Origin of the sequence: Pseudomonas sp. D8002 (assembly GCF_013385695.1) — a bacterium.
Lineage (GTDB): Bacteria > Pseudomonadota > Gammaproteobacteria > Pseudomonadales > Pseudomonadaceae > Aquipseudomonas.
In genome coordinates this window covers 22950-45190 of the sequence record NZ_JACAPM010000006.1, presented here as the reverse complement: position 1 = coordinate 45190, position 22241 = coordinate 22950, and the positions used below count along the sequence as shown (strand labels likewise).

Here is a 22241-nt window from a genome sequence, read left to right as displayed (position 1 = left end):
GAAAAAGTGCGCCACTTTACCATAAGGGTCCGGTGGAAGGGCTGGCCTGCCCCAGAGCATCCTGACGCAGGGGCCGGTCTTTGGTAACGCTGTTTTGCGACGGGCGCTCGCGCCAGAAACGCCGCTGGCTGCGCGCGGCCAGCGGCGGCTGGAAGGTGCCCAGTTGCAGGCGGAGTGCGCCTTGCTCGGCACTGTCATAAATCGCGCTGCCCACGGCCTGGTAACGCTCCAGCACCTGTGGATGCGGGTGGCCAAACCCATTGCTGCGCCCCCGGGAAATCAACACGGCCTTGGGTGCCAGGCGCTGTAGAAAGGCCCATGACGACGAGCTGCGGCTGCCGTGGTGCGGCGCTTGCAGCCAATCGACAGGAGCGCCCATGGGAGTGGCCAGCAATGCCCGCTCGGCGTCATGGTCAATATCCCCGGTCAGCAACAAGCGCTCGCCATTGGCCTGCACCCGCAACACGCAGGACATCTGGTTACCGTCCGTCGCATCAGGCCATTGCCATAGCTCGAACCTCACGCCGTCCCACTCCCACTGCTCGCCGCTGACACACGCCTGGGTACCGAGCGAGGCCGGCAGCCGTGCCGTCTCACCGCCCACCACACGCTTGACCGGCAACCCATGGGCGACGGCCAACGCGCCGCCGGCATGATCGGCATCGGCATGACTGAGCAGCATCACGTCCAGCTCTGCGACCCCCAGCTTGCGCAACGCAGGCAATACGACACGCGCGCCAAGATCGAACTCACCGGAGCGCGGCCCGGCGTCATACAGCAGTACATGGTTGCGGGTACGCAGGATGATCGCCAACCCCTGGCCGACATCCAGTTGCACCACCTCGACCAGCCCATGAGGTATCGACTCCCGCGGCGGGAACACTGCCAGCAGCAACATCGGCCAGCCCAGCAGCCGAAACGGGACGCCCTTGGGCAGCAATAACAGCACCGCCCCCAGCAGGCTCACCAGCCAATAGCCAATGGGCACTTGCGCCGGTATCCAGGCCGGCAAGTACTGCGCCAGCAGCGCCAAGGCCTTGAACAGCCCGTCCAGTGTGCCGCCCGCCAGCCATAACAACCCCTCTCCTATATAAGGCAGCGGCAATAACACCGTACCCAGCAAGGCCAGGGGCAGCACCACCAGGCTGATCCACGGCACCGCAACCAGGTTGGCCAGCGGCCCGCTCAGGCTGATAGGCAGGCCGAGCACCAGCAGCAGCGGAAACAGGCCGATGGCAATCATCCATTGGGCGCGGGTCCAGGCTTGCCACAAGGGCCAGGGGCCCAATCGGCCACTGAACGCCAAAATCAGCACCGCAACAGCCGCAAAAGACAGCCAGAACCCCGGCTGCAGGCTGGCCAACGGTTCGAGGATCAGCACCGCGTCCAGCGCCAGCAACAGCGGCCACCAGATTCCCAGGTGACGAAACCGCAGACGCCACAGCAATACCAGGCCCACCATCACACAGGCCCGTTGCACCGGCACCTCGAAACCTGCCAGCAGGCCGTAGCCCATCGCTGCAGCAAACGCCAGGCCGCAGGCCCAGGGCAGCCACGGCAAAGGTTTCGGCCAACCCCCGTAGCGCGCAAGACCGGCGACCAGGCCATAGATCAACCCCGCCAGCAGGCCGATGTGCTGCCCGGATATCACCAGTAAATGCACGGTGCCAGTGGCTTGCAGGACCCGCCAATCCTCGGCGGCCAACCCGGAACCATCGCCGAGCACCAGCGCCGCCAGGCCCGCCTCTCGCCCCTGGGCATCCACTGCCAGCAGCCGCTGGCGAATCCCGTCGCGCCAGGCATGTCGTGCCGGTGCCAGCAGTTGGCCGTCCTTGACCGAGCCGGTGGCGCCAATCCGCTGGGCCAGCAGCCAGGCTTCATAGTCAAAGCCATCGGCATTGAGCAATCCGGAAGGACGCTTGAGAGTCACCGCCAGTCGCCAGCGCTCACCGCTCTTAACCGGCGGACCGCCGCGCCAGGACACGCGAATGCGCTTGGGAAGCAGGTCCTTGCGTGACCGGCTGTCGGTCAGTTCGAAGCGCACACCGTCGCCCATCTGCTGCGGTAACCCGCTGACACGCCCTTCCACCCAGCGGGTCTGGCCATCCAGATGCGGGGCCAACCGGTCATCCAGCGCCCACTGGGCGCTGAGGCATGCCCAGCCCAGGCCAAGCAGGAAAAACCCCAGCGGATAGGTACGAAAAGGCAACAACATCAGGGCCAGCACCGGCATCAGCAACAGCCAGTCGCCAGACGGCAACGCGGGTAAAAAACGCAAGGCGAGCAGCCCCAGCGCGAGTGCGAACATCCCTGTTCTCATGGATCTTTCCTTGAAAGCGACCCATTGAGTCTTAGCCGGGCTAGCGGTGTGGCCTATTATTATTTGTCACAAAGTCTGAATTTCACGTTCGTGGAATGCGGGCATACTTGCCCCTCGAACTGACCTGGACCCCTTATGCCACGGCGCTTATTCAAACGGTACATGCCCGATCCGACCAGCATTCGGGAACACAAGTCCTTACGCTTTCTCGGCAAGTTGCTGCATGACCCGAATCTCTGGCACCTCAATCGGCACTCGGTCGCGCGGGCCATGGCCGTTGGCCTGTTCGCGGCATTCATCCCCATTCCCTTGCAGATGCTGCTGGCAGCGGTCCTCGCCATCAGCGTGCGCGGCAACATGCCGATTGCCGTGAGCCTGGTCTGGCTGACCAACCCGATTACCATGCCGCCGGTGTTTTTCTGCACCTACATGACCGGGGCGTGGCTGATGAATGTGCCACCCCGCAGCATGCCCGACGAGCTGACCTGGGAATGGATCAGCGGGCAGTTGTCGACGCTGTGGCAACCGTTCCTGCTGGGCTCGGTAGTACTGGGGCTGGTGATGGCGGTGCTGGGTTATTGCCTGACCATGGGCTATTGGCGCTGGTGGGTGGCCCGCCAGTGGAAAAAACGCAAACAGCGCAGGTTGTAACCGTTAGCGCGCCAGCAAGCGCATGTGCACACGTAAACCCTGGCCGGTATTTTCCGCCCACAGGCTGCCGTCCTGACGCTGCACGGCGTTGCGCGCAATGCTCAAGCCCAGGCCAAAGCCGCCGTCGCCGGGCCTTGAACCGTCCAGCCGGGTGAATGGCGCAAAGATTCGCTCCAACTCCACCTCATCGATCCCGCCGCCCTGGTCTTCCAGCCACAAGTGCCAGTGATCCCCCTCACGCTGCCCGCCCAATTGCACCGTTCCGTCTTGCGCAGAGTGCCGGATGGCATTGCGCAGGATGTTCTCCAATGCCTGGGCCAGCAGGTTCAGATGACCGCGCACCCAGCAGTCGGCCCCCAGCTCGCACTGCAAGCGTGAAGCCGGCCAGCCACTTTCAAAACAGGCGTTTTCCCGGAGCATGTCCCACAGCGCCTGCACCTGGATGTCTTCCTTGGGCAACGGCGCGCGTTCGGTGTCGAGCCAGGCCAGTTGCAGGGTGTCGTCCACCAGGCGCTGCATGCCGTCGATTTCCCTCCCCAGGCGCTCGCGCAGCTGGGTCAGGTCCTGCTCGCTGTCACTGGCCACACGCAGGCGGCTCAACGGTGTGCGCAACTCATGGGACAAATCCCGCAGCAGTTGCTGTTGCAGGGCCACGGTGCCTTGCAGGCGTTCAGACATCTGGTCAAACGCGCGGCCCAATTCCCCCAGTTCATCCTGGCGGCTGGTGGTGTCGCGGGAAAGCCGGGTGCCCAGTTGATCGGCACGCCAGGCGTTGGCCTGCTCTCGCAGGTGGTTGAGAGGCATGATCAACAGCCGGTAGAGGCCGATGCACAGCAGCAGGGTGAACAGGCCGGGAATCACGCCATTGGTGACGATCCGCCAGAACAGCTGGTTTTGCCCGGGCATGAAACGCCGCGGCAACTCGATCACCAGGGAGCCCGCACCCGGGTCGAGCGGGAACGGGATTTTCAACCACGGCAGGCCCTTGGCATGCCGGCTGACGGGCCAGTCCAGGCCGCGCAGGAAGGTCAGGCGCTGGCTCTCCTTGTCCGTCAGTGGGTAGCTGCTCAGGGATTGCAGGTCGTTGCCGATGACCCCCACCCAGGTGCGCTCGCGCTGGCCCAGGGTGTGCAACCATTCGTCCACACCGGCGTTGCCGCCCTTGTTCCAGGCCAGTTCCGCGCCAGCCGCATAACCGCTCAGGGTGGCGCGGGCCTCGCTGGACAGAAAGGCATTCTGCTCTTCCATATACCGGCCCCATGACCAACTGAGCCAGATCATCAGCAAGCAGAACGCGATCAGCAGACAGGCCAGTTTCCAGAATAACGAATGCTTGCCCGGCAGCCGTTTGAACGCGGCTTTAAAGCCCGTCATCGTGACCGCTCAACACATAGCCCTTGCCCCACACCGTGCGCACTTCCCGCTCGCTGTAGCCGACAGCCTTGAGCTTGCGACGAATCTGGCTGATGTGCATGTCCAGGCTGCGGTCATGGGGCGCATAGCCGCGCTGGAACACATGCTGGTAGAGGAAGGCTTTGCTGAGGACTTCTTCGGCGTTGCGGTGCAGGGTTTCCAACAGGCGATATTCGCTGCGGGTCAGGCCGGCCCACTGCTCCCGGTGAAACACATCACACAGCTCGTCATCGAAACGCAGGCTGCGGGCATCGCCGCGCACCGCCGCCAGGGCCGGCAACGGCCGCCGGTCCAGGGCGACCCGGCGCAGGATCGCTTCGATGCGCACCCGCAACTCGGCCATGCTGAACGGCTTGGGCAGGTAATCGTCGGCCCCCAGGCGAAAACCGCTGATGCGATCGGCTTCGGCCCCCAGGGCCGACATCAGGATCACCGGCATCGAATGGCTCTGGCGCAAATGCGTGAGCACCGACAAACCGTCCATGCCCGGCAGCAGGATGTCCATCAACACCACGTCGAAGCGCTGATCGCGGGCCATTTGCAGGCCCTGCTGGCCATTCTGGCACCAGGTCACCTGGAAGCCACAGAGGCCCAATTGCTCATGGACATAGGCGCCAAGCACAGGATCGTCTTCAATCGCCAGGATACTGGGTAAGCCAAGTGCTGCGGGATTCATTAGCGTCTGCAAGTCATTCTCAATGACTGATTATTCAAGATTGCCCCCCCATGAGCAACCGCCGCCGGGCGTCCGGCGGCCCAAGGTTTGCCTCAGGTCATTAATTTTGCAAGATTCCCCGCCGCGCAAATGGCTACACTGCGCAGGTGGCGCGGGCCGGATGCCTGCGTGGAATTCGACAACAGTGTGGTAGCAGGAGAGTGGCGTGCTTAAAAGAATGGGGATAAAAGGCCGCGTACTGTTGCTGACCTTATTGCCTACCAGCCTGATGGCGTTGCTGCTGGGCGGGTACTTCACCTGGATGCAGCTTTCGGAGTTGCAGTCGCAGTTGCTGCAACGCGGCGAGATGATCGCCGAGCAACTGGCGCCGCTGGTGGCCCCGGCCCTCGGCACCAGGAACACCGACCTGCTGGAACGCATCGCCACCCAGTCCCTGGAACAAACCGATGTGCGCGCCGTGTCGTTCCTCGGGCCCGACCGCACGCCCCTGGCCCACGCCGGGCCGACCATGCTCAACCAGCCGCCCATCGGCAACAGTTCGCACCTGCTGCAGCGCACCGGCAATGACGCCACACGTTATCTGCTGCCGGTGTTCGGCCGCCATCGCAACCTCGCCGGTGAACTGATCCCGGATGAATCCGACCGCCTGCTCGGCTGGGTCGAGCTGGAACTGTCCCACAACGGCATGTTGCTGCGTGGCTACCGCAGCCTGTTCGCCAGCCTGTTGCTGATCGCCATCGGCCTGATCTGTACCGCTGCCCTCGCCTTGCGCATCAGCCGTACGATCAACTCACCGATCGGCCTGATCAAACAGGCCGTCGCGCAACTCAAGGACGGCAATCTGGAAACCCGCTTGCCACCCCTGGGTAGCCAGGAGCTGGATCACCTGGCCTCGGGCATCAACCGCATGGCCGAGACCCTGCAAAACGCCCAGGAAGAATTGCAACACAGCATCGACCAGGCCACCGAAGACGTGCGGCAAAACCTGGAAACCATCGAGATCCAGAACATCGAGTTGGACCTGGCCCGCAAGGAAGCCCTGGAAGCCAGCCGCATCAAGTCGGAGTTTCTGGCCAACATGAGCCATGAAATCCGCACGCCGTTGAACGGCATCCTTGGTTTCACCCATTTGTTGCAGAAAAGCGAACTGTCACCGCGCCAGCTGGATTACCTGGGCACCATCGAAAAATCCGCCGACAACCTGCTGGGCATCATCAACGAAATCCTCGACTTCTCGAAAATCGAGGCCGGCAAGCTGGTGCTCGACAGCATCCCGTTCAACCTGCGGGACTTGCTGCAAGACACCCTGACCATCCTCGCCCCGGCCGCCCACGCCAAACAGCTGGAGCTGGTGAGCCTGGTCTACCGCGACACGCCGCTCGCCTTGGTGGGTGACCCGCTGCGGCTCAAGCAGATCCTCACGAACCTGGTGAGCAACGCGATCAAGTTCACCCGCGAAGGCACCATCGTTGCCCGCGCCATGATTGAAGACGAACAGGAAGACAGCGTACAACTGCGCATCAGCGTGCAGGACACCGGCATCGGCCTGTCGAACCAGGATGTGCGGGCGCTGTTCCAGGCGTTCAGCCAGGCGGACAATTCGCTGTCACGCCAACCCGGCGGGACCGGCCTTGGCCTGGTGATTTCCAAGCGCCTGATCGAACAGATGGGCGGTGAGATCGGCGTCGACAGCACGCCGGGAGAAGGCTCGGAATTCTGGATCAGCCTGAACCTGCCGAAAACCCGTGACGATATCGAAGACCTGCCCTCCGCGCCGCTGCTGGGCCGGCGCGTGGCGGTGCTGGAAAACCACGAGCTGGCGCGCCAGGCCCTGCAACATCAGCTGGAAGACTGCGGCCTGGAAGTCACCCCGTTCAACAGCCTGGAAAGCCTGACCAACGGCATCACCAGCGCCCACCAGACCGAACAGGCGATTGACCTGGCCGTGCTGGGCATCACCGCCAACGACATTCCGCCGGAGCGTTTGAACCAGCACCTGTGGGACCTCGAACACCTGGGCTGCAAGGTACTGGTGTTGTGCCCGACCACCGAACAGCTGCTGTTCAACCCCTCGGTGCCCAACCCCAACAGCCAGTTGCAGGCCAAGCCCGCGTGCACCCGCAAACTGCGTCGCGCCCTGGCCGACCTGATCAGCCCGCGCCCGCTGCGCAGCGAACCCGGCGAGCCCCTGTCCAGCCGCGCGCCGCGGGTGCTGTGTGTCGACGACAACCCGGCCAACCTGCTGCTGGTGCAAACCCTGCTGGAAGACATGGGCGCCAAGGTCCAGGCGGTGGAAAGCGGTTACTCGGCCATCGAGGCAGTGAAGCAGGAAGCCTTCGACCTGGTGCTGATGGACGTGCAGATGCCGGGGATGGACGGTCGCCAGAGCACCGAGGCAATCCGCACGTGGGAAAGCGAACGCCATGGCACACCGCTGCCCATCGTCGCGCTGACGGCCCATGCGATGGCCAACGAAAAACGCGCCCTGCTGCAAAGCGGCATGGATGATTACCTGACCAAACCCATCAGCGAACGGCAACTGGCCCAGGTGGTGTTGAAATGGACCGGGCTGGCCCTGCGCAACCAGGGCCCGGACCGTGGCACCGAAAGTTTCGGGCATGCCACGCAATTGCCGGTACTGGACCATGAAGAAGGTTTGCGCCTGGCGGCCGGTAAGGCGGATCTGGCGGCAGACATGCTCGCGATGCTGCTGGCCTCGCTGGAAGCGGACCGTGAAGCGATTCGCGTCGCCCGTGACGCCAATGACCGCAACGCCCTGATCGAACGGGTGCACCGCCTGCACGGCGCCACCCGGTATTGCGGCGTGCCGCAACTGCGTGCGGCCTGCCAACGGGCCGAGACCCTGCTCAAGCAGGACGACGCCAAGGCCATGCCGGCCCTGGATGAACTGGACATGGCGATTGCCCGGCTGGCCAGCGAGGCGCGAGTCAGCGCGTAAACTTTCGGGGCAATGTGGCGAGGGAGCTTGCTGTGGCTGGGGCGCCTGTTGTGGTGAGGGAGCTTGCTGGGGTGAGGAGCTTGCTGTGGCGAGGGAGCTTGCTCCCGCTGGGCTGCGCAGCGGCCCCAAAATCCTGGGAGCGCTTCGCACTCCAGCGGGAGCAAGCTCCCTCGCCACAACAAGCTCACTCACCACAGCAAGCTCACTCACCACAGACAAGCCCCCTCGCCACAAAAGCAGCTTTCCATCATCAAGAAGGAATATTTGATGCGCATCATCCTCTTCAGCAGCCAGACCTACGACCGCGACAGCTTTCTCGCCCAACCGCTGCCCGAAGGCATGCAGTTGCAATTCCAGCCGGCCCGGCTGAACCTCGACACCGTGGCCCTGGCCGAACACCACGAAGTGGTCTGCGCCTTTATCAACGATGACCTCAGCGCCCCGGTGCTGGAGCAGTTGGCCAGCGGCGGCACCCGCCTGATCGCCCTGCGTTCCGCCGGTTACAACCATGTCGACCTGCCCGCCGCCAAGCGCCTGGGCCTGACCATCGTGCGGGTGCCGGCCTACTCGCCCCATGCGGTGGCCGAACATGCGGTCGCGTTGATCCTGGCCCTCAATCGCCGCCTGCACCGCGCCTACAACCGCACCCGCGACGGTGACTTCAGCCTGCACGGCCTGACCGGTTTCGACCTGGTGGGCAAGACCGTCGGCGTGGTCGGCACCGGGCAGATCGGCGCCACATTCGCCAAGATCATGGCCGGGTTCGGCTGCCAGTTGCTGGCGTACGATCCCTATCCCAACCCGCAGGTCGAAGCCCTCGGCGCCCGGTATGTGAGCCTGTCGCAGTTGCTGGGCGAGTCACAGGTCATCAGCCTGCATTGCCCGCTGACGGCGGACAGCAAACACCTGATCAACGCCCAAAGCCTCGCCCATATGCAGCCCGGCGCGATGCTCATCAACACCGGGCGCGGCGGCCTGGTGGACACCCCGGCGCTGATCGACGCACTCAAGGACGGCCAGCTCGGCTATCTGGGGCTGGATGTATATGAAGAAGAGGCCCAGCTGTTTTTCGAAGACCGCTCGGACCTGCCCCTGCAAGACGACGTATTGGCGCGCCTGCTGACCTTCCCCAATGTGATCATCACCGCGCACCAGGCCTTCCTGACCCGCGAGGCGCTGGGGGCGATTGCCGGCACCACCCTGGCCAACATCGCGGCGTGGGCTGGCGGGCAGGCGCAAAACCTCGTCGAAGGATGATCAGCGGTCACATAGCCGCGCCATGATGGGTAGCGGCGCATGATAGGATGCCGCGCCTATTTGGAGGATCCATGGCCGAACACGATTTCCGCTTCAGCTTGCTGAGCCCGCAACACACCCTGATCGAATGCCGGGCCCTGGTGCCGGGCCGTTATCAAGTCACCGGCAACGGTGGCTCGATCAAGAACGGCGACGTTCTGATCGTCACCCTGCGCGGCAGCAAAACCCTGTCGATGCGCCTGACCGTCGAAGGCGATGCGCGCTACTCCATCCGCCCGGCGGGCCAGTGGGTCGCCATGGCCCAGGGGCCGAAATTCGGCGAACTGGAGATTCACACCTGGAAGGTCAACTGCGACAGCTGCGACAACGTGCTGGAGTTTGAATTCGCGGTGGAAACCAAGCTGACCAAGGAGCCGCTGCAACCGGCCGCCACTGCACGGGTTACCGAGTTGGGCTGGGCCACCCTGGGTGACAAGCACCGCTGCCCGAAATGCCAGCAGGCCGCGCAATGAAAGCCCTGCTGATGCTGGCCGTGCTGGGTGCAGGCCTTGCGGGCTGCGCCAGCGACGAGGTCAAGCTCAAGCAGGATCACAGCTACGTGGTGGAATGGATCGGTGAGCGGCCGCTGATGGATTACGCCCACCTGACCGTGACCCTCGGCGCCGATGGCCGGGCCTATGGCAATGGTGGCTGCAACCATTGGTTTGCGCCCTACACCCTGGACGGCGACAAGCTGAGCTTCGGCAAGGTCGGCAGCACCCGCAAACTCTGCGCCGAAGCGCTGATGGAGCAGGAGCACCGCTTCTTCCAGGCCCTGCAGGGCGTGCAGCGCTGGGACATTTCGCCGATCGAACAGACCCGCTTCTGGCCGACGGATGGCAAGCCGTTGCGGTTGTGGCTGGAAGAAGGCTGATCTGTAAGGCGCAGCAGGTTTAAATGTGGGAGCGGGCTTGCTCGCGAAAGCGGTGGATCAGTCGATGTATCCGGTGACTGTCACACCGCATTCGCGAGCAAGCCCGCTCCCACATTTTTTATCCGCGCAACGCCTTGAGCTTGGCCAACACCCCTTCCGCCGTCTGCTCACCCATCAGTTGCTCGCGCACCTTGCCCTTGTCATCGATGATGTAGGTCACCGGCAGGGCTTCACTGCGGGGAATGTCGAAGATCCCGTCCGGGTTCTGCGCCAGTACGGTGAACTTGATGCCCAGCTTCTCGCTGGCGCTCTTGAGCTCTTCACCCTGGACGTTGTCGAAATTCACCCCGAACACCCCCACCGACTGGCCCTTGAGCTGTTCGGCCAAGGCGTTGAGTTCCGGGATTTCGGTACGGCACGGGCCACACCATTCGGCCCAGTAGTTAACCACCAGCCATTGCTTGTCCAGGCGCTCGGCGGCCACTTTCTGACCATATTGGTCAACGCCATAATCATTGCCACAGCCGCTGAGCAGCAGTGTGCCGATGATTGCCAATGCGCCTAACAGTCGCCTAGTCATGGGGTAATCCTTCGTAAAAATGAACGTTGGCTGCGGCCTATCGCCTCTCATGGTTTAAGGACGCGGCGCAGCGCGGGTAGAATACCCGCCACCTTACGCAAGATGCGACCCGCACATGACCGATCTGACGCTTTATCACAACCCGCGCTGCTCGAAATCCCGCGGTGCGCTCGAACTGCTGGAAGCCCGTGGCCTCACACCGACGGTGGTGCGCTACCTGGAAACCCCGCTCGACGCCGCGCAATTGCAGGCCCTGCTGGGCAAGCTGAACATCAGCGCGCGGCAACTGCTGCGTACCGGCGAGGACGAATATAAAACCCTCAACCTGGCTGACACCAGCCTCAGCGAAGCACAGTTGATCGCTGCCATCGCCGCTCATCCGAAACTGATGGAGCGTCCGATCCTCGCCACCGCCGACAAGGCCGTGATCGGCCGCCCACCGGAGAACATCCTGGAGCTGGTTTCGTGAGTGCGCCGTATGTGCTGGTGTTGTATTACAGCCGCAACGGTTCAGTCAGCGAAATGGCCCGGCAGATTGCCCGGGGCATCGAGCAAGCCGGGCTTGAGGCGCGGCTGCGCACCGTGCCGGCCATCTCCAGTGAATGCGAGGCCGTGGCGCCGGACATTCCGGTCGACGGCCCGCTGTACTGCAGCCTCGATGACCTGAAGAACTGCGCAGGCCTGGCGCTGGGCAGCCCGACCCGTTTCGGCAACATGGCCGCGCCGCTCAAGTACTTTCTCGACGGCACCAGCAACCTGTGGCTGACCGGCGCCCTGGTCGGCAAGCCGGCAGGTGTGTTCACCTCCACCGCCAGCCTGCACGGCGGCCAGGAGACCACGCTGATGTCGATGCTGCTGCCGCTGCTGCACCACGGCATGCTGATCACCGGACTGCCCTACAGTGAACAGGCGCTGCTCGACACCAAGGGCGGCGGTACGCCTTATGGCGCCAGCCACCATTCCGGGGCCGACGGCAAGCGTGCGCTGGATCAACACGAGATCGCCCTGTGCCGCGCTCTCGGCCTGCGCCTGGCGAAGACCGCTGCGCTACTGGAGAACGGCCGTGGCCAGGAAGCCTAAGGTACTGCCGCCCCAGGCCTGGCTGGAGCCACGGGTCAAGGCGATGCGGGCGTTGAGCCTGCTGGCGTTCCTGGGATTGGTGGGGCTGCTGTGTGCCTACTACCTGGCGTTCGCCGATCTGCATGGCGCGCGGCCGTGGGTGATTCTGCTGATCGAGTTGGTGCCGCTGCTGTTGCTGGCGCCGGGGATGATCCTAGGCAGCGCGCGCGGGCATTCATGGATGTGCTTTGTGGTGAACCTGTATTTCATCAAGGGCGCGCTGGCGGCCTATGACCCGAATCGGCAGTGGTTTGGTGTGCTGGAAATGCTGGCGAGCCTGGCGGTGTTCTGCACGGCGTTGATGTATGTGCGGTACCGGCATCAGCTGAACCGGCGGTTGGCGGGGGAAGGATTGCCTGTCTGAATACACTTTTCGGGCAAAGCCCCAATCAATGTGGCTGGGGAGCTTTTTTGTGGCTAGGGAGCTTGCTGTGGGGAGGGAGCTTGCTCCCCACTGGGTATTTTCGGGCTTAGTGGTTGACGGTATACGCCAGCATCATCGACAACTGGCACATCGGCCGCCCGCTCTCGGCATGCCACTGGTTGAATGCGCCCTGCACCGTGGCCAGGTCCCGCAGGCTGGTGGGCACCTTGTCGACGATCTTCTGCGCATTCAGCGCCGCCACCACGTCATAGCTCGGCACGAACGTGTCCTTGCCCACCATCCGTAAAAAGCGTGGCGCCGACAGCCCGCCCAACTGGTGGCCGTGCTTGCTCAGGTACTTCCACAGGCCGACGATATCGGTCACCGGCCAGTCGGCAATAAACCCGCCGAAGCTGCCTTTTTCCTTCTCGATATCCAGAATCATCTGCGCATTGCGCGGCACGCTCTTGAGCTTGCCCAGGTGACGGATGATGCGCGTGTCCTGCATCAGCCGCTCCAGGTGCTCGGCGCCCATGAGCACGACTTTTTCCGGGTCAAACCCAAAGAACACCTGCTCGAAGGCCGGCCACTTGGCGTCCACCACGCTGTGCTTCAGGCCGGCGCGAAACACCCGCAGCGACAGGGTCGACAGGTAGCGGTCATCGCTGATCTTGCGCAGTTTCGCCGGGGTCAGGGGCACAGGCAGGTGGGCTTCCAGCTCGGCCGCCGAACCAAACCGGTTCAGACAATATTCGTGCAGCCACTTGTAATCGCGCATGCCCTCTCCTAAGGATTGAAATGAAAACGGCGCCCAGGAGCGCCGTCTGTCAGAGCGCTGAAAACACTCAGAGGTTCACTACGTTGACGAAGCGCGACGCCGCACTTTCGTCGATACGCAGGCTGGTGAAGTCGAACAGGTTACGGTCGGCCAACTGCGACGGCTGCACGTTCTGCAAGCTGCGGAAGATGCTGTCGACGCGGCCCGGGGTCTTGCGGTCCCAATCCTGGAGCATGTCCTTGACCACCTGGCGCTGCAGGTTTTCCTGGGAGCCGCAGAGGTTGCACGGGATGATCGGGAATTGCTTGAGGTCGGAGTAGGCCTGGATGTCCTTCTCATGGCAGTACGCCAGTGGGCGGATCACCACGTTGCGCCCGTCATCGGCCCGCAGCTTGGGCGGCATGGCCTTGAGGCTGCCGTTGAAGAACATGTTGAGGAAGAAGGTTTCGACGATGTCATCGCGGTGATGACCCAGAGCCATCTTGGTCGCGCCGATTTCGTCGGCAAACGTATAGAGCGTGCCACGGCGCAGGCGCGAGCACAGCGAGCAGGTGGTCTTGCCTTCCGGGACCAGCTCCTTGACCACCGAATAGGTGTCTTTCTCGACGATGTGGTACTCGACCCCCAATTCCTTGAGGTAGGCCGGCAGCACATGCTCGGGAAAACCCGGCTGCTTCTGGTCCATGTTCACGGCAACGATGTCGAACTTGATCGGCGCGACCTTTTGCAGGTGCATCAGCACGTCGAGCATGGTGTAGCTGTCCTTGCCGCCGGACAGGCAGACCATGACCTTGTCGCCCTCTTCGATCATATTGAAATCGGCGACTGCCTCGCCGGCCAGACGACGCAGGCGTTTTTGCAGTTTGTTCTGGTTGACCGTAAGAGTGCCCATGGCGCTTGGATCCGCGAAAGGTGTGTGACGAAAAGCCGGGTATTTTACCGGGATGGACGACCGAGTTCCAATGTGGGAGCGGGCTTGCTCGCGAACGCGAAGTGTCATTCGCCAGGTGTTTAGCTGACCCACCGCATTCGCGAGCAAGCCCGCTCCCACAGTTGACCGCATTCCAATCAACAGACCCCGCCGCGATTAAGCCCAATGTTTACAGCGCAATTTGCTCTAAAGCCCCACACTTTTTCCGGTCATCACTTCCTATACTGCGACATAAGGTCGCACATATATCCAGACCTTTCAGGCCAATTGGCCCGTGGGCGCTCCGCTGGGGGGCGATGGTAATAACGACAGGAGTGACTGGCATGATCCATCACGTCGTGGGACTTTTCACCCACCCCGATCAGGAATGGCGGGAAATTCGTGGCGATAAAGAAGAAAGCATCGGCCACATGTACCTCACCCACACGCTGATTCTCGCGGCCATCCCCGCTGTCTCAGCCTTTATCGGTACCACTCAGGTGGGTTGGGTTATCGGCAGCCGCGCCCCGGTGATGCTGACGGTGGAAAGCGCGTTGTGGATGACCCTCATGTCCTACGCGGCGATGCTCGGCGGCGTGGCGGTGATGGGCGCGTTCATTCACTGGATGGCCCGCACCTATGACGCCAACCCCAGCATGGCGCGCTGCGTGGCGTTTGCCACCTACACCGCGACACCGCTGTTTATCGGCGGGCTGGCGGCGCTGTACCCGCATATGTGGCTGGGCATGGTGGTGGGCACGGCGGCCATTTGCTACACGGTGTATCTGCTGTACGTGGGGCTGCCGACCTTCATGAACATCCACCCGGACGAGGGCTTCCTGTTTTCCAGCTCGGTACTGGCGGTAGGCCTGGTGGTGCTGGTGGCGATCATGGCCTTTACCGTGATCGTCTGGGGGCTGGGCGTAGGCCCGATCTACACCAACTGACGCGGTTTACCCGCAGGAAAAGCCACCGCAAGGTGGCTTTGTGCGTTATGCATGACCATTCGGCGCCTGACAGATTCGGATACACCCTTGTTTGCGGCATACTGGACATCTCTGGAGATATGTACAGCATGCCCGAGCAACTCAATACCCGCGTCGAAGATTGTTTCCTGCAAGCCGAATCCTTTTTCAAACGAAGCTTCAAACGCCCCCAGGTCAGCCTCAAGCTGCGGGGCCAGAAGGCCGGTGTCGCGCATTTGCACGAGAACCTGCTGCGCTTCAACCCGCAGCTGTACCGTGAAAACAGCCAACACTTCCTTAAACAGACAGTCGCCCATGAAGTGGCCCACCTGATTGCCCACCAATTGTTCGGCGAGCGCATCCAGCCCCATGGCGAGGAATGGCAGTTGATCATGCGTGGGGTTTACGAACTGCCGCCGGATCGCTGCCACACCTATGAAATCCAGCGGCGGCGAGTCACGCGGTATATCTACCGCTGTCCGTGTGCCGACAGTGACTTCCCGTTTTCGCCCCAGCGTCACGGGTTGGTGGGCCAGGGGCGGCGGTATTTGTGCCGCAGGTGCCGGCAGACTTTGGTGTTTACCGGGGAAACCCGCGTCGAGTGAGGTTTGTGGTGCTTGTATGGCCCTCTTCGCGAGCAAGCCCGCTCCCACATTTGATCGCATTCCAACGATGGAACTCGGTTGAATGTGGGAGCGGGCTTGCTCGCGAAGGGGCCGGCCCAGGCGCTACTGAATCACCTTGGCACGCCGCAAATCATCTATCTGCTGAGCACTGAAGCCCAACTCCGCCAACACCTCATCGCTGTGAGCGCCCACCGCCGCGCCTATGTGCCTGGCCGCCGGCAAGCCCTCGGAAAACTTCAGCGGGCAGGCGATTTGCGCCTGCCTGGAACCATCGCCCCGCGGCACCTGGCTGACCAGCCCCCGGGCTTTCAACTGCGGGTGTTCAACGGCCTCGCTCAGATTCAGCACCGGCTCGACACACGCATCAATCCCGGCAAACAGCTCACACAGCTCATCAAAGCTGCGTTTCTCGAACTCGACCTGCAGCGCCAGCTTGAGGGCTTTCTGCTGCTCGGGTTTGGGCGATAGGCCCATTGCCGCCAATTCAGGGCGGCCAAGGGCCGTACACAACTGCTGCATAAACGCCGGCTCCAGACTGCCCACCGACAACCAGCGTCCTTCCCGCGATCGGTAATAGTCATAGAAACTGCCGCCATTGAGCACTTGGTTCTCCCACGCAGGCTCCACGCCGCACGCCAGGTAACCGGCGCCGGCCATGGCATTCAGGCTGAAGGCGCAGTCGGTCATGCTCACGTCCAGGTATTGCCCCACCCCACTGTGCTGCCGGGCAATCACCGCCGCCAGCAAACCGATCACCGCGTGCAACGAGCCGCCCCCCACATCCGCCAACTGCACACCCAAGGGCAACGGCCCGCTGTCCTGGCGCCCGGTGTAGCTGGCAATGCCTGCCAGGGCCAGATAATTGATGTCATGGCCGGCGCGATCCTTGTAGGGGCCGGTCTGGCCGTAGCCGGTGATGGAGACGTAGATCAGCTTTGGGTTGATCGCCTTCAACGCCTCGTAACCCAGGCCCAGGCGCTCCATGACCCCGGGACGGAATTGCTCGAGGACGATGTCGTAGTCCGCCACCAGTTGCCGCACGATCGCCACCGCCTCGGCCTGTTTGAGGTCCAGGGCCAGGCTGCGTTTGTTGCGGTTCAGATAGGCATGGCTGGCCGACACGCCCTGGTCATGGGGCGGCAGTACTCGCAGCAGGTCCATCCGTGTGGGGGATTCGATGCGCAACACCTCGGCGCCCATGTCGGCCAGCAGCAACGAGGCGAACGGCCCCGGCAGCAAGGTGGAGAAATCCAGTACTTTGAGGGACGCCAAGGGACCTGACATGCGGACTCCGATTCCGATTCGATTGGCCACAGAGTAGGCAAACCCGGCGGTCGGCGGCAATCACATAAACCATCATCCGAAGTGACTGATGCTTCCCGAAGGCATAAAAAAACCCATCCGAAGATGGGTTTTTCACAAACGCTGCAGCCTTACTTGACGGCGGTTGGAGCCGGGCCTTCGGCCACGCCCAGGTCGTCTTCTTCACGGGTGTCGGAGATACCGCGACCACCGGAAGCCAGTTCGACTTTCAGCTTGTCTTCGTCCAGTTCCTTGACCCACTTGGCCACAACCAGGGTTGCAACAGCGTTGCCAACCAGGTTGGTCAGTGCGCGGGCTTCGGACATGAAGCGGTCGATACCCAGGATCAGCGCCAGGCCGGCAACCGGCAGGTGGCCAACAGCCGATAGGGTAGCGGCCAGTACGATGAAACCACTACCCGTCACGCCAGCAGCGCCCTTGGACGACAGCAGCAGTACCAGCAACAGGGTGATCTGGTGGGTGATGTCCATGTGGGTGTCAGTCGCCTGGGCGATGAACACGGCAGCCATGGTCAGGTAGATCGAAGTACCGTCCAGGTTGAAGGAGTAGCCAGTCGGGATAACCAGGCCGACTACCGACTTCTTGGCGCCCAGGCGTTCCATCTTGATCAGCATGCGTGGCAGTGCGGATTCGGACGAGGAAGTACCCAGTACGATCAGCAGTTCTTCACGGATGTAGCGGATCAGTTTCAGGACGCTGAAGCCGTGTGCGCGGCAGATGGCGCCCAATACCAGCACCACGAACAGGATGCAGGTGATGTAGAAGCAGATCATCAGCTGACCGAGCTGCACCAGCGAACCTACGCCGTAGGCACCGATGGTGAACGCCATGGCGCCCAGGGCACCGAGTGGCGCGAGCTTCATGATCATGTTGATGATGTTGAACATCACGTGGGCGAAACGATCGATGAAGTCCAGCACCGGCTTGCCGTAGGCACCCAGGCGGTGCAGGGCGAAACCGAAGATCACCGAGAACATCAGCACTTGCAGGATGTCACCGGTAGCGAACGCGCCAACGATAGTGTTCGGGATCACGTTCAGCAGGAAGCCAACGATGCTCTGGTCGGCACCGGCAGTCACGTAGGCCGCGACTTTGGAGGCGTCCAGGGTAGCCACGTCGATATGCATGCCGGCGCCCGGTTGCACGACGTTGACCACGACCAGGCCGATCAGCAGGGCGATGGTGGAGACGATTTCGAAGTACAGCAGCGCGTAGCCGCCGGTCTTGCCGACCGATTTCATGCTTTGCATGCCAGCGATGCCGCTGACAACGGTGCAGAAGATGATCGGGGCGATGACCATTTTGATCAGCTTGATAAAGCCGTCACCCAGTGGCTTGAGGGCCACGCCGGTCTGCGGGTAGAAGTGACCGAGCAAAATACCGATAACGATTGCAACGATCACCTGGAAATACAGGGATTTGTACAGTGGCTGACGAGTCGTCATTGCAAAGTTCCTCAATCGTCCCGTGTGGCAAATATCCGCCATTGCCCACGACACTTGAATTGCGAACCCTCCTGCACTGGAGGGATTTGTTGTTTGAGAGCCTGCTCGAGGCGGTCTCCCTGCGCTCTGTATCGCAAGCGTCGTGCCACTTCTGCTGAAACTCCCTGAAGGCCTTTAGACATCAGCGCTCGGGCGATTTCCAGCTTAAGGTTATGCCTACAGACAGTGGCGGATTTCCGCCTGCTCACCTGATCTCGTCCTACAATTTGGCGGATATCCGCCTTGTTGCACCCGCCCGGGGTGGCTAACATCCGCCACTCAATGGACGAGGCCCCTCATGCGTGAACGAACCATCGCCAGTCACTACGCCCGAGCCGCCCTCGGCGGTGCTCGCCGGGCCGGCTACGATTATTCGGGCCTGCTGCAGCAGGTCGGCATCACTGCGGAACTGCTGAGCGAGCCCCGCGCCCGCATCGCCCCCGAGCAATTCACCCGGTTGTTGCAAATGCTGTGGCTGGCGCTGGATGACGAATACCTGGGCTTCGCCGAAGGCCCGAGCAAGCGCGGCACTTTCGCCATGATGTGCCACGCGCTGATTCATTGCCGCACCCTGGAGAAGGCTCTGGAACGCGGCTTATTATTTTATAGCCTATTCCCGCAGGGTCCGCGCTGGCGTCTGACACGTGAAGGGGAAATGGCCCGCCTGAGCCTGGACGATTCGCAACTCTGGGACCCGGATCACTTCCTCAGCGAATGCCTGCTGGTGATCTGGCATCGACTCGGCAGTTGGCTGATTGGCCAGCGCATCCGCCTGCACCAGGCCACCTTCAGCTACCCGACGCCGGCCCATGCCGGTGAGTACGACTTGCTGTTCCCCTGCCCGCAGGTATTCGCGGCACCCACCAGCAGCCTGGTGTTCCCCAGCCGCTACCTGAGCCTGCCGTTGTTGCAGGACGAGCGCACCCTCAAGCATTTCCTCGAACGCTCCCCGGCCGACCTGCTGTCGCGGCCGGATGAAGGCGACAGCCTGAGCAGCCAGTTGCGCCGCCTATTGAGCCGCGACCGCACGCCCTGGCCTGACCTCGAAGCCGTCGCCCAGCACCTGCATATCAGCCCGCAGACCCTGCGTCGGCATTTGCGGGAGGAAGGCACCAGCTTTCAGGCGCTCAAGGATGAGTTGCGCCGGGACATTGCGATCTATCATTTGGGCCGGGCGGATTTGTCGTTGCAGGAAATCGCCGAGCAGCTGGGGTTTTCCGAACCGTCGGCGTTTCATCGGGCGTTCAAGAAGTGGACCGGGCTGACGCCGGGGGCCTATAGAGCACAAGAAACCTAGGTGTGTATTGATGCGACTGGCCTCTTCGCGAGCAAGCCCGCTCCCACATTTGACCGAGTTCCACCTTGGGAATGCCATCGAATGTGGGAGCGGGCTTGCTCGCGAAGAGGCCGGCACAGCCAATAAAGATCAAACAGCCGGGAAGTGAATCTTGAACGCCGCCCCACCCAGCGGTGAATCCCCAAGGGTCAGCCGGGCGCCATAGCTTTCAATGATGTCCTTGACCACCGCCAGGCCAATCCCCTGCCCCGGATGCTGGCGGTCGAGCCGCTCGCCCCGCTGCAGGATGCGCGCACGCTGGTCCGGCGGCACGCCGGGGCCATCGTCTTCGATGCACAACTCGGTGCCCTCCAGGCTTTCCTGCAAGGTGATGCGCACTTCGCTCAGGCACAGGCGATAGGCGTTCTCCAGCAGGTTGCCGAGCAGTTCCAGCAAGGCGCCCTTCTCGATCGGCACGTCGCATTCGTCCGGCAGTTCAAAGGCGACCTTCACGCCCTTATCGCGATAAACCTTGTCCAGCGTGTCGCACAGGCTTTGCAGCACCGGCTCCAGCCGCACCTGGTGGCGCACCAGGCCGCTTTTACGCAGGCTGGCGCGCTGCAATTGGTAGCTGATCTGCTGGCTCATGCGTTCGATCTGCGATTGCAGTACCCAGGCCTGGTCCCGATCTTCGGGGCGCTGGGCCATGTCTTCACTCACGCCTTGCAGCACCGCCAACGGGGTTTTCAGGCTGTGGGCCAGGTCATCCAGGGAATCGCGGTAACGGGTGCGTTGCTCCCGCTCGCTGTGGAGCAACCGGTTCAGGGAGCCGGTCAGGCGCAGCAGCTCGCGCGGGTGTTGCTCGCTGAGGCTTTCCCGGGTACCGCCTTCGATTTCATCCAGTTCCTGGCTCAGCCGGCGCAGCGCCTGCAGGCCCCAGGTCAGGCCCAGCCACAACAGGGTCAGCAGCACCAGCAAGGCGGCGCCGAAGCCCAGGTAGAGGTTTTCCCGCAGGCCTTCGAGGGTCAGTTGGTATTCACGCACCGGTTGCAGGGCGACGATACTGAACGCCGCGCTCTTGCCGCCCAGCAGCTTGACCTCGACGTCATAGACAAAAAATTCCTGGCCGTTGGCCTCGCGGATCCGCGCAAACTCGTTGCCGCGCCCGTCATAGCGCGGCTTGTAGTTGATGTTCTCTTCCTGGGTGGCGCGCGACCGCCAGACCAGATGGCCTTCGCGGTCATAGATGTAGCCCAGCAGGCGGCTGTCGGTGAGGTTGAAACGCTCGTCCGGCAGCTGCGCGGGCATCAGCAGGCGATTGTTTTCAACCCGGGCAGCCGAAATCAGCGTGGTGACATCCGACGCCAGGCGCTGCTCGATGGAGTCCTGCAGGGCCAGGCTGAAGGCGCCCTGCATGGCTGGCAACAAGGCCAGCATAAACAGCACGGCCAGGGTGGTGGCCGCGAGCATCAAACGCACACGTAACGAGCGAATCAACGGCAGCGCTCATTAAACAGGTAGCCCAGGCCACGCACGGTGTCGATCGGCTTGAACCCCGCCGGGCCTTCCAGCTTGCGGCGCAGGCGGCCTACCAGCACTTCGATGACGTTCGGATCGCGCTCGTCGTCATCGGGGTAGAGCTGTTCCATCAGGCGGTCCTTGGCAACCACTTGCTGGTGATGCCGCATCAGGTATTCGAGGATGCGGTATTCGTAGGCGGTCAGCGCCAGTGGCTGTTCGTCGAGGGACGCCTGCTTGCGATTGAGGTCCAGCAGCAACGGCCCGGCGACGATGGTGGATTGGGTGAAACCGCTGGAGCGGCGCAACAGTGCGTTCATCCGCGCTTCCAGCTCTTCGAACTGGAACGGCTTGACCACGTAGTCGTCGGCACCCGCTGCCAGACCTTCAACCTTGTCCTGCCAGTTGCCACGGGCGGTCAGGATCAGGATCGGGAAGGTCTTGGCCTGGGCGCGCAATTGGCGGATCAGGTCCAGGCCGCCCATGCCGGGCAGGCCCAAATCGATGATCGCCAGGTCGTGGTTGAATTGCCCGGTCTGGTACAGCGCCTCTTCGGCATTGGCGACGGCCTCGACCACGTGACCGCTGTCGGTAAGGCGGGTCAACAGGTGATGGCGCAGCAACGCCTCATCTTCGACAACCAGCAATTTCATAAAGCTCTCCAAGGCAAATCAACTTTCCAACTGGGGTATATCATAGCGGCCCTGCAGGTCTTGCTGGCGCAACTTACTGCCGTTGAAGTGACCTGACAGGTTTTCGTTGCCCACGCGATAGTCTGACTGCGGGGTGTGCTGGCCCAGGGACTGGCCCCATGGGGCCGCCTGTTCACCGGCATCCTCGAAGCTCACCCGCTGGAGAAGGCTGTAGGGCTTTTTGCTCTTCTCCTTGGAGAAACCCGCGAAACTCGAATCAGAGGCCTGGACGCCAGCGGTGGCGCTGAGCATGGTTAAGGCCAACATCAGCTTCTTGATCGCAGTCATGGTGCTACCTCATACGCTTGGGCTTTGGGTACGGGGCCAGACTACGCAGACGCCCCTGAACTCCCCCTGAACACTCTCTGAACCTGGGCTGAACCGAGGCCGGCTACTGTGTAAAGAGTTATTTACGTA

22 protein-coding genes are annotated in these 22241 nt (G+C 62.5%); 11 read left to right on the top strand and 11 right to left on the bottom strand.

All coding sequences use genetic code 11. The features are described from left to right. Positions 1 to 16: 16 nt before the first annotated feature. A complete protein-coding gene (locus HX807_RS03490; protein ID WP_177049361.1) occupies positions 17 to 2308 on the bottom strand; it encodes a DNA internalization-related competence protein ComEC/Rec2 in 2292 nt (763 codons plus the stop codon). 147 nt (positions 2309 to 2455) lie between these two features. On the opposite strand from HX807_RS03490, the gene HX807_RS03485 reads away from it, so the two are divergent. Further along, entirely contained in the window at positions 2456 to 2971 is a 516-nt protein-coding gene (locus HX807_RS03485) for a DUF2062 domain-containing protein (protein ID WP_004371367.1), read from the top strand. A gap of 3 nt (positions 2972 to 2974) precedes the next feature. Here HX807_RS03485 and HX807_RS03480 read toward each other — a convergent pair whose 3' ends face one another. Both HX807_RS03480 and HX807_RS03475 read right to left on the bottom strand, forming a co-directional pair. After that, entirely contained in the window at positions 2975 to 4345 is a 1371-nt protein-coding gene (locus tag HX807_RS03480) for a sensor histidine kinase (RefSeq protein WP_008434990.1), read from the bottom strand. Beyond that, positions 4332 to 5060: a response regulator transcription factor gene (locus HX807_RS03475; protein WP_004371371.1), complete on the bottom strand. Its 729-nt coding sequence runs from the start codon at positions 5058 to 5060 to the stop codon at positions 4332 to 4334. Before HX807_RS03475 ends, HX807_RS03480 begins: the two co-directional genes overlap by 14 nt. A 205-nt stretch (positions 5061 to 5265) precedes the next feature. Between HX807_RS03475 and HX807_RS03470 the strand changes: the two genes are divergently transcribed. From HX807_RS03470 to HX807_RS03455, 4 genes are all read left to right on the top strand, one after another. After that, complete coding sequence (locus HX807_RS03470; protein ID WP_008434994.1) at positions 5266 to 8019, top strand: response regulator; 2754 nt, start codon at positions 5266 to 5268, stop codon at positions 8017 to 8019. A gap of 267 nt (positions 8020 to 8286) precedes the next feature. Further along, positions 8287 to 9276, top strand: a complete 990-nt coding sequence (locus HX807_RS03465; protein WP_177049256.1) for a 2-hydroxyacid dehydrogenase — start codon at positions 8287 to 8289, stop codon at positions 9274 to 9276. Positions 9277 to 9347: 71 nt separating this feature from the next. Further along, positions 9348 to 9788 carry a hypothetical protein gene (locus HX807_RS03460; RefSeq protein ID WP_004371378.1) on the top strand — a complete coding sequence of 147 codons (441 nt, stop codon included), beginning with the start codon at positions 9348 to 9350 and terminating at the stop codon, positions 9786 to 9788. Next, entirely contained in the window at positions 9785 to 10189 is a 405-nt protein-coding gene (locus HX807_RS03455) for an META domain-containing protein (RefSeq protein WP_177049254.1), read from the top strand. The genes HX807_RS03460 and HX807_RS03455 overlap by 4 nt, the downstream gene beginning before the upstream one ends. A gap of 118 nt (positions 10190 to 10307) precedes the next feature. On the opposite strand, the gene HX807_RS03450 is transcribed toward HX807_RS03455, so the two are convergent. Then, entirely contained in the window at positions 10308 to 10769 is a 462-nt protein-coding gene (locus HX807_RS03450; protein WP_004371382.1) for a TlpA disulfide reductase family protein, read from the bottom strand. A gap of 115 nt (positions 10770 to 10884) precedes the next feature. Between HX807_RS03450 and arsC the strand changes: the two genes are divergently transcribed. The 3 genes from arsC to HX807_RS03435 are packed head-to-tail and all read left to right on the top strand — an operon-like array spanning position 10885 to position 12252. Then, positions 10885 to 11238, top strand: coding sequence for an arsenate reductase (glutaredoxin) (gene arsC, locus HX807_RS03445; RefSeq protein ID WP_004371385.1), 354 nt, complete (start codon positions 10885 to 10887; stop codon positions 11236 to 11238). Continuing rightward, the gene (wrbA, locus tag HX807_RS03440; protein ID WP_004371390.1) at positions 11235 to 11849 is read left to right on the top strand and encodes an NAD(P)H:quinone oxidoreductase; all 615 of its coding nucleotides are present in this window, start codon (positions 11235 to 11237) and stop codon (positions 11847 to 11849) included. The genes arsC and wrbA overlap by 4 nt, the downstream gene beginning before the upstream one ends. Next, a complete protein-coding gene (locus tag HX807_RS03435) occupies positions 11833 to 12252 on the top strand; it encodes a DUF2069 domain-containing protein (protein ID WP_102369711.1) in 420 nt (139 codons plus the stop codon). Before wrbA ends, HX807_RS03435 begins: the two co-directional genes overlap by 17 nt. A 106-nt stretch (positions 12253 to 12358) precedes the next feature. On the opposite strand, the gene HX807_RS03430 is transcribed toward HX807_RS03435, so the two are convergent. Together HX807_RS03430 and ttcA are read right to left on the bottom strand one after the other, a co-directional pair. Beyond that, positions 12359 to 13030 carry a DNA-3-methyladenine glycosylase I gene (locus HX807_RS03430; protein WP_004371396.1) on the bottom strand — a complete coding sequence of 224 codons (672 nt, stop codon included), beginning with the start codon at positions 13028 to 13030 and terminating at the stop codon, positions 12359 to 12361. 67 nt (positions 13031 to 13097) lie between these two features. After that, entirely contained in the window at positions 13098 to 13922 is an 825-nt protein-coding gene (gene ttcA / locus HX807_RS03425) for a tRNA 2-thiocytidine(32) synthetase TtcA (protein ID WP_177049251.1), read from the bottom strand. A gap of 362 nt (positions 13923 to 14284) precedes the next feature. Here ttcA and HX807_RS03420 point away from each other — a divergent pair, with 362 nt between their 5' ends. Both HX807_RS03420 and HX807_RS03415 read left to right on the top strand, forming a co-directional pair. Beyond that, positions 14285 to 14887: a Yip1 family protein gene (locus HX807_RS03420; RefSeq protein ID WP_004371402.1), complete on the top strand. Its 603-nt coding sequence runs from the start codon at positions 14285 to 14287 to the stop codon at positions 14885 to 14887. Positions 14888 to 15015: 128 nt separating this feature from the next. After that, the gene (locus HX807_RS03415; protein WP_004371405.1) at positions 15016 to 15510 is read left to right on the top strand and encodes a SprT family zinc-dependent metalloprotease; all 495 of its coding nucleotides are present in this window, start codon (positions 15016 to 15018) and stop codon (positions 15508 to 15510) included. Between the two features lie 123 nt (positions 15511 to 15633). Here HX807_RS03415 and HX807_RS03410 read toward each other — a convergent pair whose 3' ends face one another. Further along, positions 15634 to 16815 (bottom strand): CaiB/BaiF CoA-transferase family protein, encoded by a 1182-nt coding sequence (locus tag HX807_RS03410; protein WP_177049249.1) that lies wholly within the window; start codon positions 16813 to 16815, stop codon positions 15634 to 15636. A gap of 149 nt (positions 16816 to 16964) precedes the next feature. Next, positions 16965 to 18299, bottom strand: a complete 1335-nt coding sequence (locus HX807_RS03405; protein WP_008435307.1) for a dicarboxylate/amino acid:cation symporter — start codon at positions 18297 to 18299, stop codon at positions 16965 to 16967. 337 nt (positions 18300 to 18636) lie between these two features. On the opposite strand from HX807_RS03405, the gene HX807_RS03400 reads away from it, so the two are divergent. Then, positions 18637 to 19635 carry an AraC family transcriptional regulator gene (locus HX807_RS03400; protein WP_177049247.1) on the top strand — a complete coding sequence of 333 codons (999 nt, stop codon included), beginning with the start codon at positions 18637 to 18639 and terminating at the stop codon, positions 19633 to 19635. Positions 19636 to 19764: 129 nt separating this feature from the next. Here HX807_RS03400 and HX807_RS03395 read toward each other — a convergent pair whose 3' ends face one another. The 3 genes from HX807_RS03395 to HX807_RS03385 are packed head-to-tail and all read right to left on the bottom strand — an operon-like array spanning position 19765 to position 22112. Next, entirely contained in the window at positions 19765 to 21111 is a 1347-nt protein-coding gene (locus HX807_RS03395; protein ID WP_008435304.1) for an ATP-binding protein, read from the bottom strand. Then, entirely contained in the window at positions 21108 to 21785 is a 678-nt protein-coding gene (locus tag HX807_RS03390; protein WP_003214228.1) for a response regulator transcription factor, read from the bottom strand. The genes HX807_RS03395 and HX807_RS03390 overlap by 4 nt, the downstream gene beginning before the upstream one ends. A gap of 18 nt (positions 21786 to 21803) precedes the next feature. Next, complete coding sequence (locus tag HX807_RS03385; protein ID WP_003214230.1) at positions 21804 to 22112, bottom strand: hypothetical protein; 309 nt, start codon at positions 22110 to 22112, stop codon at positions 21804 to 21806. Between the last annotated feature and the right edge of the window lie 129 nt (positions 22113 to 22241).